At 48.7% G+C, this 17967-nt stretch carries 11 protein-coding genes; 5 read left to right on the forward strand and 6 right to left on the reverse strand.

What is annotated here, in order from left to right; genetic code table 11:
- Positions 1-129 precede the first annotated feature (129 nt).
- Positions 130-1827 carry a S41 family peptidase gene (locus RF679_RS01725; RefSeq protein WP_309482505.1) on the reverse strand — a complete coding sequence of 566 codons (1698 nt, stop codon included), beginning with the start codon at positions 1825-1827 and terminating at the stop codon, positions 130-132.
- Positions 1828-2040: 213 nt separating this feature from the next.
- Positions 2041-3432: a M28 family metallopeptidase gene (locus RF679_RS01730; RefSeq protein ID WP_309482506.1), complete on the reverse strand. Its 1392-nt coding sequence runs from the start codon at positions 3430-3432 to the stop codon at positions 2041-2043.
- Positions 3433-3712: 280 nt separating this feature from the next.
- Here RF679_RS01730 and RF679_RS01735 point away from each other — a divergent pair, with 280 nt between their 5' ends.
- The 4 genes from RF679_RS01735 (at position 3713) to RF679_RS01750 (ending at position 6841) form a co-directional block, all read left to right on the forward strand.
- A complete protein-coding gene (locus RF679_RS01735) occupies positions 3713-4198 on the forward strand; it encodes an FKBP-type peptidyl-prolyl cis-trans isomerase (RefSeq protein WP_373921720.1) in 486 nt (161 codons plus the stop codon).
- Between the two features lie 230 nt (positions 4199-4428).
- Complete coding sequence (locus RF679_RS01740; RefSeq protein ID WP_309482507.1) at positions 4429-4920, forward strand: asparaginase domain-containing protein; 492 nt, start codon at positions 4429-4431, stop codon at positions 4918-4920.
- Positions 4921-4930: 10 nt separating this feature from the next.
- The gene (locus RF679_RS01745) at positions 4931-5452 is read left to right on the forward strand and encodes a hypothetical protein (RefSeq protein ID WP_309482508.1); all 522 of its coding nucleotides are present in this window, start codon (positions 4931-4933) and stop codon (positions 5450-5452) included.
- A gap of 108 nt (positions 5453-5560) precedes the next feature.
- Complete coding sequence (locus tag RF679_RS01750; RefSeq protein ID WP_309482509.1) at positions 5561-6841, forward strand: glycosyltransferase; 1281 nt, start codon at positions 5561-5563, stop codon at positions 6839-6841.
- A 42-nt stretch (positions 6842-6883) separates the two neighbouring features.
- Here the strand turns inward: RF679_RS01750 and RF679_RS01755 are convergent, their stop codons facing one another.
- Both RF679_RS01755 and RF679_RS01760 read right to left on the reverse strand, forming a co-directional pair.
- Complete coding sequence (locus RF679_RS01755; RefSeq protein ID WP_309482510.1) at positions 6884-9877, reverse strand: bifunctional diguanylate cyclase/phosphodiesterase; 2994 nt, start codon at positions 9875-9877, stop codon at positions 6884-6886.
- Between the two features lie 186 nt (positions 9878-10063).
- Entirely contained in the window at positions 10064-11617 is a 1554-nt protein-coding gene (locus RF679_RS01760) for a B12-binding domain-containing radical SAM protein (protein ID WP_309482511.1), read from the reverse strand.
- A gap of 307 nt (positions 11618-11924) precedes the next feature.
- Between RF679_RS01760 and RF679_RS01765 the strand changes: the two genes are divergently transcribed.
- Positions 11925-12203, forward strand: a complete 279-nt coding sequence (locus RF679_RS01765; RefSeq protein ID WP_309482512.1) for a hypothetical protein — start codon at positions 11925-11927, stop codon at positions 12201-12203.
- A gap of 268 nt (positions 12204-12471) precedes the next feature.
- On the opposite strand, the gene RF679_RS01770 is transcribed toward RF679_RS01765, so the two are convergent.
- The gene (locus RF679_RS01770; RefSeq protein WP_309484062.1) at positions 12472-13425 is read right to left on the reverse strand and encodes a diguanylate cyclase; all 954 of its coding nucleotides are present in this window, start codon (positions 13423-13425) and stop codon (positions 12472-12474) included.
- A gap of 5 nt (positions 13426-13430) precedes the next feature.
- Positions 13431-17900, reverse strand: coding sequence for a PAS domain S-box protein (locus RF679_RS01775; protein ID WP_309482513.1), 4470 nt, complete (start codon positions 17898-17900; stop codon positions 13431-13433).
- Positions 17901-17967: the final 67 nt, after the last annotated feature.

Genomic DNA, 17967 nt, shown 5'->3' on the forward strand with positions numbered 1-17967 from the left:
TAAAAGAGAGGAAAGGCAGAAGTTGGAAATTATAGAGCATGTGCGGGACGCTACCGATCTTGCTGGTGGCAGCGTCCCGATTGGAAGTAAAACGAATGGCTTAAGAAAGCTTTGAGGAAATCTTGGAGATTATTTCTTCAAATATGCCAACGCCGCATCGAGTACCGTGTCTTTACCATTGCGATAGTCTTCAAGGCGCGGAATCACGTGCTTGTGCGGCTGTACGCCGACGCCGACGAATTCTTTACCATCAGGATACGTGTCTTTCTTGGTGCAGACGCGTGCGCTGCCGCCGCCAGGCAAGGTAAAACTCAATGGTTGTCCAGTGCTGCCGCCGGTCGCTTCACCGATGATGACACCGCGCTTCATCCAATCAAAAGCGACCGCAAAATCTTCTGCTGCTGAATACGTACGAGGTGAGGTCAATACGACGACCTTTCCTTTGAAATGGAATTGTCCATGAGCAGGGAACGACCATGCATTAAAGTTGAAGTTGCTGTCGGGGCGTCCCCAGGCGCGGTAGCTTGGTTTGTAATCACGTGTTTCAGCGTGGCTGCTGGAGGTGGCTTGATCGGTCAGTGTAGCAAGAACTTTGTATCCAACGGTGCTACTGCCGCCTCCGTTTTCACGTACGTCAAAAATGATAGCCTTCGCCTTGCTAATTTCTGCGAAGTTCTTGAGATATTCATTCGCGGCGGTGTCGTCGCCAAAAGAGTTCAGCGCGACATAAGCCACCTCGCCATCTAACATTTTCCAAGAGAAGGCGCCTGGTCTCTCGATACCTTGATTGCGTTTGCCGTAAGTGACACGTTCAACGCCGCTAACCCATGTCTTGCCTGTCGTGTCTTTAAATTCGACTTGCAGTCTGTCAGTCTTGCGTCCCATGAGGAATTGGCTGCCAAAAATACGACTATCAAGGTCCTGTGGTGTAGAAGCGCTGACGATTGGCGCGATGTGTTTGCGTGCCCAATCTTGCGCATTGACGCCGTTGACTCGACTGACTTCAACGCCACGAACGATGCCCTGTTCTCTGAGGGGGGCATCGGCCACGTCGGTGATGATGATCTTGCCTTCTATTAAACGTGTGCGAAATGGTGGTACTGTGAACTCGCTACTATACAGTTGATCCGGTGCGGCTATGTTAGTGTGGCCATCTTGTAAAAGCGCGCACATTTCCATCAAGATACGATAGTACTCGGCGGTGCTCGTGGCCGCTTTCACACGCGTTAAGTATTTCAAATACACCGCATCCCAGTCGAGTTTTTTCAATGTATCTGTGAAGATAAAGTTGTACTTCACCTCGGACCAAAATTTCGACAAACCGGCGACACGCTCCTCTTCACTTAATTGCTCAGCGAAAGGCGTTTTCCAAGCGCTAGAATCCCATAAGGCGGCTTGGATCTTGGCGGACTCTTTGACTCGTCCGATATACGATGCCCAGCGCGGGTCGGCGCGTAAGCTCTCCAGATCGGAATCAGTCTGGATATGGTCTAGTCTTGCATAGCCCGCTTCAAGTGAATGATCCAACCATTGAAAGGCGAGTTCAGTTTTCCCAGCAAGCGCGTAGGCGCAGGCCGCGTTATAAGCGAGACCGCCACCGTTTGGTATTACTTGATGTCCTTTGATCGCCAATTCAGCAGCTGCAAGATAATTTTTCTTCTCGATGGCTTCTTGTGATGCTTGGTCGAATTCTTGTGCCTGCTTTTGACGCTGTTCAAGTGAAAGAGTATTTGCACTTTGGGCAAAAGCCGGGTGTGGAATAACTGCGTTACCAATTAACAGACAATTCGACAAGGCAATGCTGATGGCGGATAGTTGAAATTTCATGGGAGTATTCTTTCGATGTTGTAATGGTGAAAGCATGAGGATCACCATCACAACTTCAGCAAAAATCATTCCATCAATTTCATCCCGATGGGAGCCGGATTGCTCCCTTCTATTGTTCAATTTTTGTTCGATTCCGAACACTAGAAGGGAGAGGATTGTTGATGAGTAAGAAAACTGTCCAGTATCGGACACTTCATTTGATCGAGCCTTTCATTACTTTCCAGGCATAGGATAGCTGGCCACACTCACATTGCCCGCCTTGTCGATTGCTTGTACACCAAAGAAATAGTTATCTTTGGATTTCCCTTTGATGCGATATTCGGTTACGTTGCCGACCTCAATACTTCCCTGCCACAGTGCAGAAGTCGTATCGCGCCAGACGATGCGATAACCGGCGAGATCGTGATCACGATTGGCATTCCAAGTCACCACGGTATCATTTTCTAGTTGCGCTGTTTTCATGATGGCATTGCTTGGGGCAGCTGGAGCTAAGGCGAGTGATGCCAGTGCCGCAGCATTTACACGCGCCACTTTGGCGGTGTAATCGAAGTCGACGAACTCAGGCAGATCGCCAAATTTCACACCGTTTTCGCTCCGCAAATCTTGGTGTTGGTGACGATAATCTTCGTTCGGCTCAGTGAAGCGCAGTGCCGCGAATCCGCGTTCCAAGAAAGGAATGTGATCGCCACCACGTAGATAACGATCACGGCGGTAGATGATGTTGACCTTGAAATCCTTCACATAACGCTCGCCAATTTCTTTGACGTGGCGAGCCAACTGGCGCGAAGGTGAATCGTTCTCGCCGCCGGTTGCGATCAGGTTTCGGTTCGCTTCGGAGTTCTCTTTCAGCGCGGGAATTCCTTCCGCGAAAAGGCGTACCGTTTTATTGTCAACGCTACCATCTTCGGCGCGTGAACTGCCGATAATGTCATTGGTGAACATGCCCGCGACATTCCAGTTATTCTCTTTGGCTTTTTGCGCCCAATGTGCCGCACCCAATAAGCCCTGCTCCTCGGCGGCCACCGCCATAAAGACGATGCTCGCGTCGAAATCGTATTGCGACATGACGCAAGCCATTTCCATGACTGCTGCGGTGCCAGAGGCATCATCGTTCGCTCCAGGCGCGTCGCTCTTGGCGTCCATTACATCGGTGACACGTGAGTCATAGTGGCCGCTGACTACGTACATTCGATCGGGATCGTTTTTGCCTTTGAGAGTGGCGACCACATTGACGATCTCCGTTGCGCGATTTAGGCGTCGACCTTCGGGCGCGACGTGGCTGTCAAATTGCACATCAAGGCGGCCTTTGCTACAGCTTTCAAGTTCGCTTTTGATCCAGCGTCGTGCCGCACCGATGCCACGGGTTTCTGATTCAGTCTCCGACATCGTGTGTCGCGTGCCGAAGCTGACCAGCTTTTTGACGTAGCTTTCGACCTTGGCGGTAGAAATTTGTTTTACGACATCGCGAATAATGGGATTGGTCGAAATGTCCGATTTGGTGGGTTTCTGCGAGGCGCTGATCTCCTTTGAATAGGCGCTGCCGGCAATGCTGAGCATCAAACTGAAATGGATAATGTGACCGCTCATGCTTTTAATTTTTGCCATTGCTTGTTCTCCCTTTGTTATCTTCAGTGTTGATTATTTTCAGTGCCGATTACTGAATCATGTTGTTCGGGTTTTCTTGCCTTTTGAGCGTCCCCGTCATGATTACTTGGATTTCTGCTCAATTTTTTATAGGGGCGCCCAAATAAGGCGCTTAGGCCCAAGAGCAAAAATGATGCTTGCAACCGGTTTTGTCGAGAGTAGACCGCAAAAATCCATTTAGATTCCCCATCCTTTTCGTTTATCATGGTGTTTGTCGAAAATTACACCTGTTTTACTTGCCATGAAATTGTCTTCTATTCTAGTTTCTTTGTTGTTTTGTGGAGTCGCATCGACTTCTTTCGCCCAAGTTCAAGCAAGCGCCGCATCCACTGATGCAAACCCGAATTTAGCGCTGTTGAACGGACCTGGGCCATTGCATGTACAAAAGTTGGTTTCCGTTGATACCCAAGTGGGGACAGGCGATGAAGTCAAAAATGGCGACGTGATTGAAGTCCATTACACTGGCTGGTTGTACAACAGTAAAGCACCGAATTTACGTGGCGCGAAATTTGACAGTTCGCGTGATTCTGGTACGCCATTGAATTTTATGGTCGGCGGTCGCCAAGTGATTCGCGGTTGGGATATAGGAGTAATCGGGATGAAAGTGGGCGGTAAACGGACGCTATTGATCCCCGCTTACCTAGGCTATAGCACACAGGGTTCAGGAAACATTCCTCCGAACGCACACCTGTATTTTGAAGTTGAACTGTTAGCGATTAAAAAATAAGTCAGCCGGCATTATTTGCGGCTCTTTTTTCGCTTTGCTGTACAAAGTTTTGCGCCTTGTTTTAGGGTGTAGCGAAGTACCGAGTATGAGCCGACATGAGTACATGCGATGCAGGGGCTGGGTTTGTCTTTGACGCAAATGAAGACTGCTATAGCGACGACAATTGACGAAATTTTTGGACCATCTTATGCTCAAAACACGAGATCGTTCATCTGCCGAATGAGAATACTATGACATTACGTATCATTGCCACTGGTGGCACTTTTGAAAAGCATTATGATGAATTGCAAGGCAAGCTTGGTTTCGCCGAAAGCCAATTGCCTGAAGTATTGAAACGCGCGCGTTTGACCTTGCCGGTTGAACTCGAAGTAGTTTCCTTGATTGATTCGCTGGACATGGTGGATCAAGATCGTTTGGATATTTTGGCGTCTTGTCAGAAAGCGCCTGAGAAAGCCATCATCATTATTCACGGTACCGACACCATGCGTGAAACGGCTGAAGTCATCGGTGCCGCTCAACTCGATAAGGCGATTGTGTTGACTGGGGCGATGATCCCTTACAAAGTCGATAACTCTGACGCGTTTTTTAATTTGGGGTTCGCGGTCGGTGTTGCGCAGCTATTAGCACCAGGTGTGTATGTCGCAATGAATGGACGCGTCTTCGCTTGGGATAATGTGCAAAAAGATCGTAGTGCAGGCGTGTTCGTTCCAAAAACAATGTGAGGTCGAAGCTATGAAACGTCTAGCCCTTTGGTTGATGTTTGCGAGTTTAAGCTTGTTAGCGGCATGCGATAAATTCCAAACGCCAGTACAGCCGCGTTTCGACGCGATGTATTTCTTCCAAACCGAAGACGTTTTAAAACAAAAGAAAGTTGATGTCGAACAGATGGCAATTTTCTCACGTCGTCTACAAAGTGCAGTAGCGGCTACCTTCAAAAAAGGACAAGTCAGTCGTTCGAGCGGTTATATCGTCGTTGCGGTAAGGTCAGACGGAGAGGTTGCTGCTTGGCTCGATATGGAACCTGTTTTGCATGAATATTACGATTATGAGATCCGCGAGGCTATAAAGAAAGTGCAGCCTTTTGCCGTGGAGCAGGGCATCGTTGTGTTTGCGATCAAAATGGCGGTGGAAACTCCGGTTCATACCAAGAAAGAGGTGCCTGAGCCTCCAGAGTTTGTGGAAGCACGCAAGAAACTTGAAGACCCAGATAATATCGAACAGCTGGTTCTCTCGATTTGGCCGCAAGACGAGTAAGTCACTCTTTGCTCTTGTTTGCCGCACCGGTTCGATCGCAATAACATGAACGTAAGCTGAGGGCACCACCGGTGCCCTCATTCATTTGGTCAATTCAATCCAGCTACTATGAAAATCTTGTATCTCGGCTACGTGTGGCCAGAGCCAGCTTCTTCGGCGGCTGGGGGGCGGACGCTCGAAATTGTGCGAGCCTTTCGGCATGCCGGTTGGCAAGTCCTGTATGCCAGTGCCGCGGCTTTATCGCCGCACCGCTTCCCATTGCATGACATCGGTATCGAAGAGCGAAGCATTCAGGTCAATGACGATGGTTTTGATGAGCTCTTGATCAGCTATCAACCGGACATAGTTGTGTTTGACCGATTCTTCACCGAAGAACAGTTTGGATGGAGAGTGGAGCGCCATTGTCCACAGGCACTCAAAGTGCTCGACACGTGTGATTTACATAGTTTGCGTGAAGCGCGTCAGCTGCTTTTGAAAACGCAATTGAGTCATCCGCACGCCATCTGGCAGGTACCGAGCCGACCACAAACGATCGCCAGCATGCGCTCGCTCGATACCACGCTGCGTGAGCTTGCAGCGATCTATCGATGCGATCTGAGTCTATTGATTTCTGATGTCGAATACGACATTTTGCTAGCCGACTTTGGGTTGCCCTCGCCCATCTTGCAGGTGAACCGTTTGCTCATGACAAAGGACGATTCTCGCGGTGTGCCTCAGTATGAAGAGCGACAAAATTTCATTAGTATCGGTAACTTTCGACATGAGCCGAATTGGGATGCTGTGCTTTGGTTAAAGCAGTCCATCTGGCCGGCCATTCGTGCACTTCTACCGCAAGCGCAGTTGCATGTTTATGGTGCCTACCCACCACCGAAAGCGACGCAATTACATCAAGCGCGTGAGGGCTTTCATGTGCTTGGATGGGCTGAAGATGCCCAAGCAGTCATGCGACAGGCTCGCGTGTGTTTGGCGCCCTTGCGCTTCGGGGCTGGCATCAAAGGAAAACTTGCTGATGCAATGTGTGCAGGCACGCCGAGCGTGACCACGAGTATCGGCGCGGAAGGGATGCAACTCGATTTGCCGTGGGGGGGCGCGATTGCTGACACGGTTGAAGAATTTGCCGATGCCGCAGTCGAACTCTATTACAATCCCGAACAATGGCAGGATGCGCAATTGAAAGGGCAGATCATTGCTGACCGTCTTTTTCAAGCAAGAAGCGATCGAGATTTATTGATTTCGACGATACAAAAATTGAAGGAAAATTTGACGCAGCATCGCGCGGGTAATTTTGTCGGCGCCATGCTGCGTCATCATAGTATGAAGAGCAGCCAGTACATGTCGCAATGGATTACATTGAAGAATCGTATCGCTCGGGAGAATTCTGATATTTGAACGTCGCTATCGAATGAATTGTGAGTGGCAGGCACGCGCAATTTATTCGTCGGGGGCAGGCGAGGTCAAAAAGAAATTATGGTCGTCACTTTCGCCCGACAAGAGCTCGTTGAGGCCTTCGATCGGCAAAGGTTTGGAATACAAATAACCTTGGAAAGTGAGGCAGTTGTGCTCAATCAAGAAACGTCGTTGGGCGACCGTTTCTACCCCTTCAGCAATCACATCGAGACCGAGATTGAGACCCAAGGAAATAATGGCGCGTACGATAGTCGCATCGCTTTCATCATCGTTGAGATCACGCACAAACGATTGGTCAATCTTGAGCTGATTCAGTGGTAATTTTTGTAGGTAAGCCAGCGACGAGTAACCGGTTCCAAAATCATCCATCGAGAACGCGATGCCGAGTTTACGTAATTGATGCATCTTCTCGGTGGTGGCATCGACATTATCGAGAATGGTTGATTCGGTTAGTTCAATTTTAAGTCGGCTTGGGTTGATGTTATGCAAGCGGACGATTTCTGTCACAGTCTCAACAAAGTTCGATTGTTGGAATTGCTTCGCACTCACGTTTACCGCCAGACTCAAATGCGCTGTCTTGGGATCACGACTCCATTTCTTCAACTGGCTACAGGCGGTTTCTAAGACCCAGGTGCCGATGGGAACGATGAGGCCGGTCTGTTCGGCCAGTGGAATAAACTCTAATGGGGAGATAAATCCACGATCTGGATGAATCCAACGTAGTAAGGCCTCCGCACCAACGATCTTGCCATCCGCATCGACTTGAATTTGGTAATACAGTTGGAACTGTTCCAAGGCGAGTGCCACGCGCAGGTTCGATTCCAACATCATTTTGACCACTAATACCGCTTGCATGGCAGGATCAAAGAAACGTACTGCATTACGACCCGAAGTCTTGGCTTCGTACATCGCCGTGTCGGCCCGTTTAAACAAATCTTTCACGGTGACGTCACCGCCTTGGAACAGGCACACACCGATACTGCCCGCACCGTGGTGGATGAAATCCATGATCTGATATGGTTCATTCAGTAGCACACGAATTTTTTCGGCGATGCGATCGGCTTGTCGCGCGGCCTCGTCGCGTTCCGGACTCAGTGCTTGTAAAACGACCACGAATTCATCGCCGCCAAGACGCGCTACAGTGTCGCTCTCACGAACACAGGTTTGTAAACGTTGGGCCACTTCAACCAAGAGTATATCGCCGGCGTCATGACCCCGCGTGTCATTCAAGGTTTTGAAATTATCTAAGTCAATAAACAGAATCGCACTATGGGCATCGTCACGTTGATTCATCGCGATGAGATGCTGCAAACGATCCATCAACAACCTGCGATTGGGGAGATGTGTCAGCGGATCATAAAACGCCAGATTGAGAATTTCATCTTCGTAACCTTTGTGGCGACTGATGTCGTTAAAGGAACCAATGTAGTGAGTGATATTGTCTTCATCATTGGCGACTGCCGTGAATGTAATCAGTTGGGGATACACTTCCCCGCTTTTACGCTCAGACCACAATTCACCCTGCCAAAAACGATGTTGTTCGAGGGCGTGGAGAATGCCACTGAAGAAGTTCTCGTCTTGTTGTTGATTGAGATGCCTTGGTAATTCTTCTCCAATCAGATCTTCCGGCGCGAAACCGCTAATGCGGGTATAGGCTTGGTTGATTTTTAAGATGCGCCATTGATTGTCGGTGACAAAAATACCCTCTTGCGATTCGAAGGTAATCGCAGCAATCCGCAGGTCTTCTTCGACCTTTTTGCGATCGGTAATGTCGCTGACGAAACAGTGCCAAAGGGTAGAACCATCGAGTTCCAGTTCAGGTAATGCGTCGAGGTAAAGCCACCGTATTTCCCCATCATGTCGATGAAAACGGAATTCAACTTGGTAGGGTGTTTGATTCTCAGTTGCGGCGGCCAAATTTTGTAGGAAGGATTTTTTGTCAGCCGGGTCGATACGTTTCACCAAACTATCGACTTGATTTTGAATATCCTTTTCCTTGACCTCAAAAATCGTTTCGATCGCCTCGCTGGCATACAACATGGTCGTACTGCCATCGCGTTTGAGACGGTATTGCATAATGAGACCCGGCAGGCGCGATGCGACTTTGTTGATGCGCTCGAACGCATCTTGTAACTTGGCCGTGACGTTTTGTCGCTCCGCTTGCAGCGCATTGACCACCAAAGCGGTAATCGCCATGGTACTCATGTAAAGCCACAGCACTAAAGAACTTTCGGAACGTTCGAGTGATTGGAATGGCCCCATGCCATAGGCAGTGGCAATCGCGGCAAAGGCTGACGAAGCAAACACGGTCAAGCTGCTGACTAGACCACCGAGTCGCATGGCGGCCCAGATCATGATGGCCATGGCGAAGAATGTCAGATGCAATAAGCTATTTTCAGAGTAGAAAATGAGCCAATGGGTGAGCGTGAAGATCAGTAGATAGAGGATCAGTTCTTTGCTTTGTGCATTGAACCTACGCACCTTTTGTTGGAGCGCCAGCAAAATGGGTGTGGCGAGGAAGACCCCGACGGTATCGGCGGCCCACCAACTCAACCAGGCAAAACTTAAATCAGGCAACTTACCCAGCTGCCACAAACACACACTGCCTAGCGTGGCAGGAATCGTCATACCAACCAAAGTGGCGACGACAAATTTAACGACGTCCCCTCGATGTACAAAGCCACCATCAAAATCGGCGCGTCGTAAGTCCCAGTGCACGACGAAGGGGCCGAGAGTGCTGCCGAGGGCCATAATCATCGCTAGGGTAATCGGTATATTGTTAGAGAGATTAAGCGCCAGTGCGCTGATAAAGATCGCTGGCGACATCATCCCGCCCCAACGAATCAAGGCTGCTGTGGCGATGCCAGCTGGTAGCCATATCAAAGCGATGCTTGGTGGTACATACGGGAACATGGTGCTGGTTTTGGCCAGTACACCATAGGCGATGCCCAACAAAATCCACCGCAGCACGATTGGTCGCGTGATAGCTGGAAAGTATCGTGAGCGTGGGTTTTGCATCAATGACGAGATCCTTGCATGAATGTGCTAGCTTGGCACATTATGCGGGAAACTGCCTTGAGAAAAAATGCTTTCAGGAAAAATTGTTGTGTAAATGACGTTTCTAGATCTCAATCTTAAGACCGAGAGAACAATGGTTTCCCCGATCGCTGACTTTCGTGGACCAAAAGTCAGCGATGACATCGTTTATTCACTTGCTTCTGCGTGGCGAGCTTGTCTTTTCGGCAAATTCTTCTGCTCCGAATGAGTCTTTTGATGACCCTTGTTGGCTTTCTTTTCTTGCATCACTTCCGGGCTTTGAACGTGGCGTGCGTCCCCTGCGTAATCTTTGCCAATGATCACTTGTACTTGATGTTGATCCATGCCGCGTTGCTCAACCAACCAGCGGGTCACGAGGTTGGCTAAACGGTCGAGTGCAATTTTATGAGTGGCACCGATCTGCACAAAAATCCAATCAGACAGTTCCATAAAGTTTTCGAAGGCTTGTTCAGCAAGAATGAGCTTGAGACTATTCTTGAAGCGTCCGGAGTTAGCGATCATGTCCCAAAAGCGGGCGAAGCGTACCAAACGCTGCATTTGCGTGAATGGAATATCTTGGTTGGCTAAGATCGTATAGGGAGGATATGGGTCATAGCGCATCTGGTAGTCATCAGTATGGCGAATGATGGGCGTGCCACGTAAGCGCTTGAGGATGCCAAACTGAATCTCGTGGGGACCAAGTGCGTATAACTGGTTAAAGCCTTGTGCGAAACTTTCTATCGTCTCGCCAGGCAAGCCTGCAATCAAATCGACATGTAAATGAGCGGTCGAATGCTCCACTAGCCAACGAATGTTATCGGCTGCTTTTTCGTTATTTTGTTTGCGACTAATACGGGCTTGTACTTCGGGGTTGAAACTCTGAATGCCAATCTCAAATTGCAAACAGCCATCAGGAAATTTGAGGATGCCTTCACGTAAAGCCTCGGGCAAATGATCTGGAACCACTTCGAAGTGGGCAAACACCGGATCCTCAGGATGCGCTTCTAACTTATCAAGAAAGAACTGCATGATCTTGAGGCTGGTTTTGATGTTGAGATTGAAGGTGCGATCCACGAATTTAAACAAGCGTGCTCCACGTGCGTGCAGACTCTCGAGCTCTTGTAAGAATTGGTCAATTTCAAACGGCCAAGCTGTTTTATCCAGGGCAGAGAGACAAAATTCACACTTAAATGGACAGCCTCGCGAAGCTTCAACATAGAGCGTACGATTTTTGATGTCGTCGTCGGTGTAATAGGCATACGGCAGCTTAATCTCACTCATAGGCGGCTGGAGACCCGCCTGTATCTTCATCAGAGGCTGCGGCCCGTGCAAGATTTGTCGACACAAATCGGGAAAACTCACATCGCCCCAACCGGTAATCACGTAATCGGCGTACCTGACGATTTCTTGTTCTTGCGTTTCATAGGAAACCTCAGGGCCACCAAGAACGATGACGACCTCTGGTGCAACCCTTTTGAGTTGCGCGACTAGTTTGCAGGTCTCCTCGACATTCCAAATATAAACACCGAAACCGATAATGAGTTTTTCTCCAACAACCTGATGCCGTAATAAACGTTCCAATAGATCAGTTGTTCGGGCTCCGATCACAAACTCGTCGATCGTGGTTTGTGCTTGCAATTCACCCATGTTGGCATAAAGGTAGCGCAAACCAAGTGATGCATGGGAATAGCGGGCGTTGAGAGTGGATAAAACAATAGTCATAAAGCAATTTGCAGCGTTCTTCTGAGGTACCGTATTGTACGCTGACTTGGTGCTTGCAGGCGCCAACGCTGACAAGCAATTGTAGCCATGCTTGAGCGCCAATTGGCGAAATCGATCAACTTTACGACACCGTTAACAGCGCCTTTTGAGTACTTGATTCCTCACTTTTGGCATTTCGTCGCATAGGCCTGTTCTTCCTTTTTGGGCTCACATAAAGTACAGCCATCGACACAGGTCGAGCGCCTCGAAAAGAGGGAAATATTAGGACCAAGATCTCATTCATCTTATTAACTATCAGGAGTTTAAAATGAAAACCATCAATATGATCGCCCTCGCCTTGGTAGCCGGTGTTGCTGGTATCGCTGCGACAGCAGGTGCAGTTCAACCAACAAAAGTGAGCAACACTGAAGCGACACAAGTGGTGACGATTAGCGCGAAACGTATGAACGAAGCCGAAAAACGTGCCTTCGATCTGCAAAGCTCTGGTTTCCAAACCGTCGTGATCAGCGCCAAACGTTTAACGCCAGAACAAAAGGCAGCGATCGATCGTCAAGATCGTGAATGGCAAGCAGCATCACAGAAATAAGCCGTCACCGATTTTGAGAAAGAATTTTATGATCACGCTAACGGCCTACACAAACGGCGAAGCGAGATGTCCTACTCAGCAATGAATGCTTGGGAAATCAAGGATAGAAATATTCGCTTCGCCCACCAAGAAAGACGAGAGGTCGAAGTGTTGTGAGATTCAACATCAAAGCATTTTCTTTCGACTCAAAGAGAATCATTTGATGTGAAATTTCAGTTCAAACGTACCGCGTGCTGCGCGTGAACCGCAGGGTACAATATGGTTTGAGTTATTTTAGTTCAGCCCCAAAGATCCGGTGCCGCCCAGCTTCTTTTGCCTTGTAGAGTTGTGCGTCGGCCAAGCTCATTAATGCATTGGCACTGGCATGGACGTTTTCGGGCTTGGTTCCTACTCCTAAGCTCACCGTGACATAAGGGGCGACTGATGAATCTGCGTGTTCAATTTGCTGGTCAATAATTTCTTTGCGTATTTGTTCTGCAAGTTGCATGGCGCCGGAAAAACCTGTCTCGGGCAACAGGCACACGAACTCTTCACCACCATAGCGTGCAATATGATCGCCCGGTCGCATCAGGCTAGTTCGTAGGCTGTGAGCCACTCTTCTTAAGCAGTCATCGCCCGCTTGATGACCGTATTTGTCGTTGTAGCGTTTGAAAAAATCCACATCAAGCATCACCAAACTCATCGCAGAATTGTTGCGCACTGCACGTCCGATCTCCGTCGTTAAATGTTCGTCAAAGTAACGCCGATTGTGGACACCAGTGAGACCGTCCAGATACGCCCAGCTCCGCAATAAATCAGATTGCGCCTTTAACATGAGATGTGTTTTGACACGGGCGCGGACAATCCTCGGATTGATCGGTTTGGAAATGAAATCGACCGCGCCAAGATCAAGCCCTTTCTCCTCGGCTGATTCATCGGTTTGCGCAGTGATAAAAATAATCGGAATATCTTTGGTGACCGTATTTCGTTTGAGAAGCTGGCAAACCTCATAGCCATCCATTTCAGGCATAATCAAATCGAGCAAAATCAAATCAGGGTGCTTGTTTTCGCAAAGCGCTAGCGCTTGCTTACCGCTGGTGGCCATGAGTACTTGATAATCTTGCGCCAGAATTTGATACATCACTTGAATGTTGGTTGGCTGATCATCCACCACTAACAAGCGCGGTTTGGCTTGCGAAGGAAAGTTGCCATCGTTGGCGATCATGGGATTAAAACCGGGCATAGTATTCACGATGGTAGACCTTCCATCAGATTCTTGACATAGTGTTGGGCGGATTCGAAATCGAGCTGCGTGATTGCATGTTCTAATGCATGTATTTGCGTACCGAGATGCTCTGCGTAGCGCTCATGAAGTGTCGACATGGTGGCGGTGGCAGCCATATCGGCGTTGGACAGTTGAGCAAGGAGAGTCACCAATATCTCGCGCAGTTGTGAAGGATTGAATTCTTGGTGACTTAGGGTCTTGCGATTGCCGCTATCGACCTCAAGATTTTCGCGTAGTTCATGGTATAACGCAGCGAGATGGTTCTCATGACGACTAAGCAGGCCGCAAATATCTTTAATCAAACCAAGATCTAGTCCAGTATCACGTTCGTGTTGCTGCAGTTGTTTTTCAAACTCTGCAAGTCTGTTTGCCAAGTTTGTAGCACCTAGCGTCGCAGCCAGTCCCTTAATGGTATGGAGTTGGCGCAAGATGGCTTCAAGCTGTTGTTGTGCAGCGGCGCTCTCTAGTTCAGCGATCGTACGTTGTAAATCATGAAGGAACATCTGTAGCATGCGTTGATACAAGGCGATCTTGCCGCCCAGGCGATTTAGAGCGGTTGGTACTTCAACCTCATATTTTCCTGCCAACGTAGTCACAAATTCTGGAATCGCAACCACTTCCGTACTCGGTTCAATGACATCGTTGTTTGAGCCAGCGTAGCGTAGGATGGTCTCCACCAAATTCGTTAGGTCGAAAGGTTTTCCAATATGATCATTGAGACCGGCACGCAGACATTCTTCTCGATCCGATTCCATGGCGTTGGCGGTCATCGCGATAATTGGTAAGCCGTGGCGCCCGAGGTCGTGGCGAATTTTTTGAGTGGCAGTATAGCCGTCCATCACCGGCATTTGTAAGTCCATTAAAACTAAGTGGTAATGATGCTTGTCGGCGGCGACTGCGTTTAGGGCTTCGAGTCCGTTGTTGGCGACGCTCACTAGCGCACCTTCTCCGCGCAGCAGCTCGGTCGCGACCTGTTGATTATTCTCATTGTCTTCGACCAAAAGAATGTGGATTCCCTGTAAACGTTGTGTTCGAAGCTCAGTCAGATCTTCAAGGAGATGGGGTTGATCTTCTAAAACATCGTCAATGGAACGTTTTAGTTGGAGACTAAAATAGAAGTGTGAACCTTGTCCGAGACTGCTTTCCAGTTTGAGTTCGCCGCCCATCATGTCGACCAATGCGTGACTAATGGAAATTCCTAGGCCGGTTCCGCCGTAGCGTCGTGTGGTTGATGCTTCTGCTTGGGTGAAGCCACTGAAAATGCGTTGATGGTTTTCTGGCGCGATACCGATACCTGTGTCGCGTACGGAAAAAAGTATCTTGACCCACTGCGAATTCAAATCGAGCAGCTTCAAAGAGATACTGACTTTGCCATGTTCGGTAAATTTAATCGCATTACTACCGAGGTTCGTTAACACTTGGCGCAAGCGCATCTCATCGCCGATCAAATGTTCTGGGAGTGCGGAGTCGACTGCGAGCTCAAAGCGTAAACTGGGCTTCAGTTTGTCGACTCCGAGGATGACCTGAAGATCATCCAATAACCCGCTTAAGGTAAAGGGATGGATGTCGAGGTACATCTTGCCAGATTCGACTTTGGAAATGTCCAAAATATTATTGAGAAGACTTAACAATGAACGTGCGGCGCCTTCAGTTTTCTTTGCATAGTCGGCTTGTTGGTCGCTTAATTCGGTGCGGCGCAATAGGCTCAGCATGCCGAGAATTGCATTCATCGGCGTACGAATTTCATGGCTCATATTGGCGAGGAAGGCCGACTTTGCTTGGTTTGCATCATCGGCAGCCTGCTTGGCTTGCCGCAGCGCTTCCTCAGCGCGGTATTGTAAAGTAATGTCTCGATTGATACCCGTCATGAGGATGGCGCGATCATGGTCATCGCGTTCGACGCTACCTGCTGCTTGAATATATCGAATCTCTTTGTTGCGAATCTGAATGCGGAAAATATGCGAATAGCTTTGGTGATCATCGATGGCTGCGCGCATTCTCTGCTCGACTTCGGCACGGTCATCGACATGAACAATGTCCATCCAGTAATCGGTCGAGAGTGGCGCTTGGCGAAGATGTTCTGGAATCGCGTAAATCTCGTACATGCGAGAATTCGCTTTGAATTCATTGTTGCTGAGATTCCAAGTCCAAATGCCGAGTTCCGCCACTTCAGCGGCCTTGGTTAACTGATCGCGCACCGCCAATAATTGTTGATTACTCCTTTGAATTTCAGCGTCCGCCTTCTTGCGGGCCGTGATATCCATTTGTGTTCCCGAAAACCACTCTGGCTTGCCGCGCTCTGTCATTGAGGCAATGCGTCCACGTGTAAGTACCCAAATCCAATGACCATCTTTGTGACGTATGCGGGTCTCACACTCGTAATAGGGCAGCTCATGTTCGAAGTGCTTCTGCATCAATGCTTTCGCCTTGGACAGGTCTTCGGGATGAGTCAAACGATCCCATGTATCCACCGTGATCGGAGCCAGTTCGTTGGTTTCGTAACCGGCTTGCTCTGACCAACGTTCATTGGTACGCATTTCTCCTGTTTGTACATTCCACTCCCAAGTTCCGACATTGGTACCTTCAATGATATTGGCTAAGGCCGAGCGTTGGCTCGCCAAGCGACTCGCCGCTTTTTTACTGGCGGTGATATCGGTCCGGATAGAAATGTATTTCTCGATCTGTCCTTGGGCGTTTTTGAAAGGCGCGATAAATGTATCGACCCAATACAGCGTGCCGGATTTATTCTTGTTGCAAACCTCTCCGCGCCAAGGCGTGCCAGAAGAGATTGTTCTCCACATATTGGCAAGGAAGTCCGGTGATTGAATCCCTGCAGCGACAATGCGATGACTTCCATCTAGTAGTTCTTCACGGGTGTAGCCGCTGATCCTGCAATAGGCTTGATTGACATCGATGATGCGTCCAGAATTGTCTGCTATCGAGACAATTGCATGCATATTCAAGGCGCTCAGTAGTGCGTCGCTTTCACGTAATGCCGCTTGTAATTTTTCTTCCGCGCGTTTGCTGTCAGAAATGTCAGTACGTATGGCGATGTAACGTTCAATCACGCCATCGCTATTTTTGAATGGCGCGATAAAAGTATCAACCCAGTAGAGTGAGCCATCTTTGGCACGATTACACACTTCGCCGCGCCATGGTGTTCCCTGCGAAATGCTGGTCCACATATCTTTCCAGAAATCGCTATGTTGTATGCCAGAGCGGCTGATTCTATGATTCTCACCGATCAACTCTTCGCGGGTATATCCGCTCTGTCGACAAAAGGCGTCATTCACATCAATGATGACACCGTTAGCATCTGTCACTGAGACAATCGCATGCATATCGAGGGTGCTGAGCAAGGCTTGATTGTCACGTAGTGCAGCATCTAAACGACCCTGCGTTTTTTCACCCCAAGTGAGTTGCAGTCGTAACAGCGCGGTGATTAGTCCACTGATCAGTGTCGCTGCGATAAAAAATAATATCGGTACATAGCGATTGCTGGTTTGTTCAAACTCGGGTGTGCTCAAAACTTCGAGCTGTAAATCTTTTCCTAGGACGGTGATTACGCGGGAGAATTGAAATAGAGAACTGCGTCTTAGGCTGGTGAAGCCAAGTTCAGGATGGGAGTCAAAACTAGCCACTTCTTTTTGGGTGTTGTGACCGATGTTACTAATACGATAGGTAAGGCCACTGCGATCGAATTGATTGAGTCGCGCGAGTAAGTCTTGCAACATGACTGGGGCATATACCAATCCAACCAATTGTTTCTTCCGACTGGCTGAATCGGTAGGTTTGCTATCGTTTTTGAAAATCGGGAGGAACACCATTACACTGGCTTTTTTGGTTTCTTTCGGCGGTGCATAAATCAGGTCGGTCATACTAGGCTTGCCAGAACTAATGGCGAGTTCAATCGCTGCGAGTCGGCGCGGATCAGAACCGAGATCAACGCCTGGTACAAAATGACTTTGAGATGGTGTTACAAAGTACTTTGCGAGATAGTGCTGAGTGTGTTTATCATTTCCAAAACTTTGGTAGCGGTATTCTCTTGAGACCAAATTCTTTTGTATTTGAACGTAATGATCGAGATCCGCGTCCTGAACTTCTTCCAAATATCCGATGCCACGTATGCCTTGAAATTCTGTCTCTAAATCGCGTCCTTTAATGGCGCTTTGAAATTGTTCGTGAGTGATGTTCTGGGAGATCGCGAAAAGGCTTTTGGTACCATTCAGTGCATACAGTGGCGTGGCGAAACGACGCTCAATTTCGAGCGCGATTTGATCGGCTTTATTGCGAAAGTCGAGCTCACGCTTACTCTGTAAGTTAAAGTTCAGCCACCATGTGCCGACCACTGCCAAGCACATGCTGAAAAGGAAGATCGCGATTGGTAAATAATTAGGAAAAAGCCAATCTCGATTGGTCCAGGGATTCTTCACTGAAGCCTCGCTGAGACAGAAGGACTTTAAGTATCACGGTCTTTTCAGAACGCCGTCAATAAAATAT

This window comes from Undibacterium cyanobacteriorum, assembly GCF_031326225.1.
Lineage (GTDB): Bacteria > Pseudomonadota > Gammaproteobacteria > Burkholderiales > Burkholderiaceae_D > Undibacterium > Undibacterium cyanobacteriorum.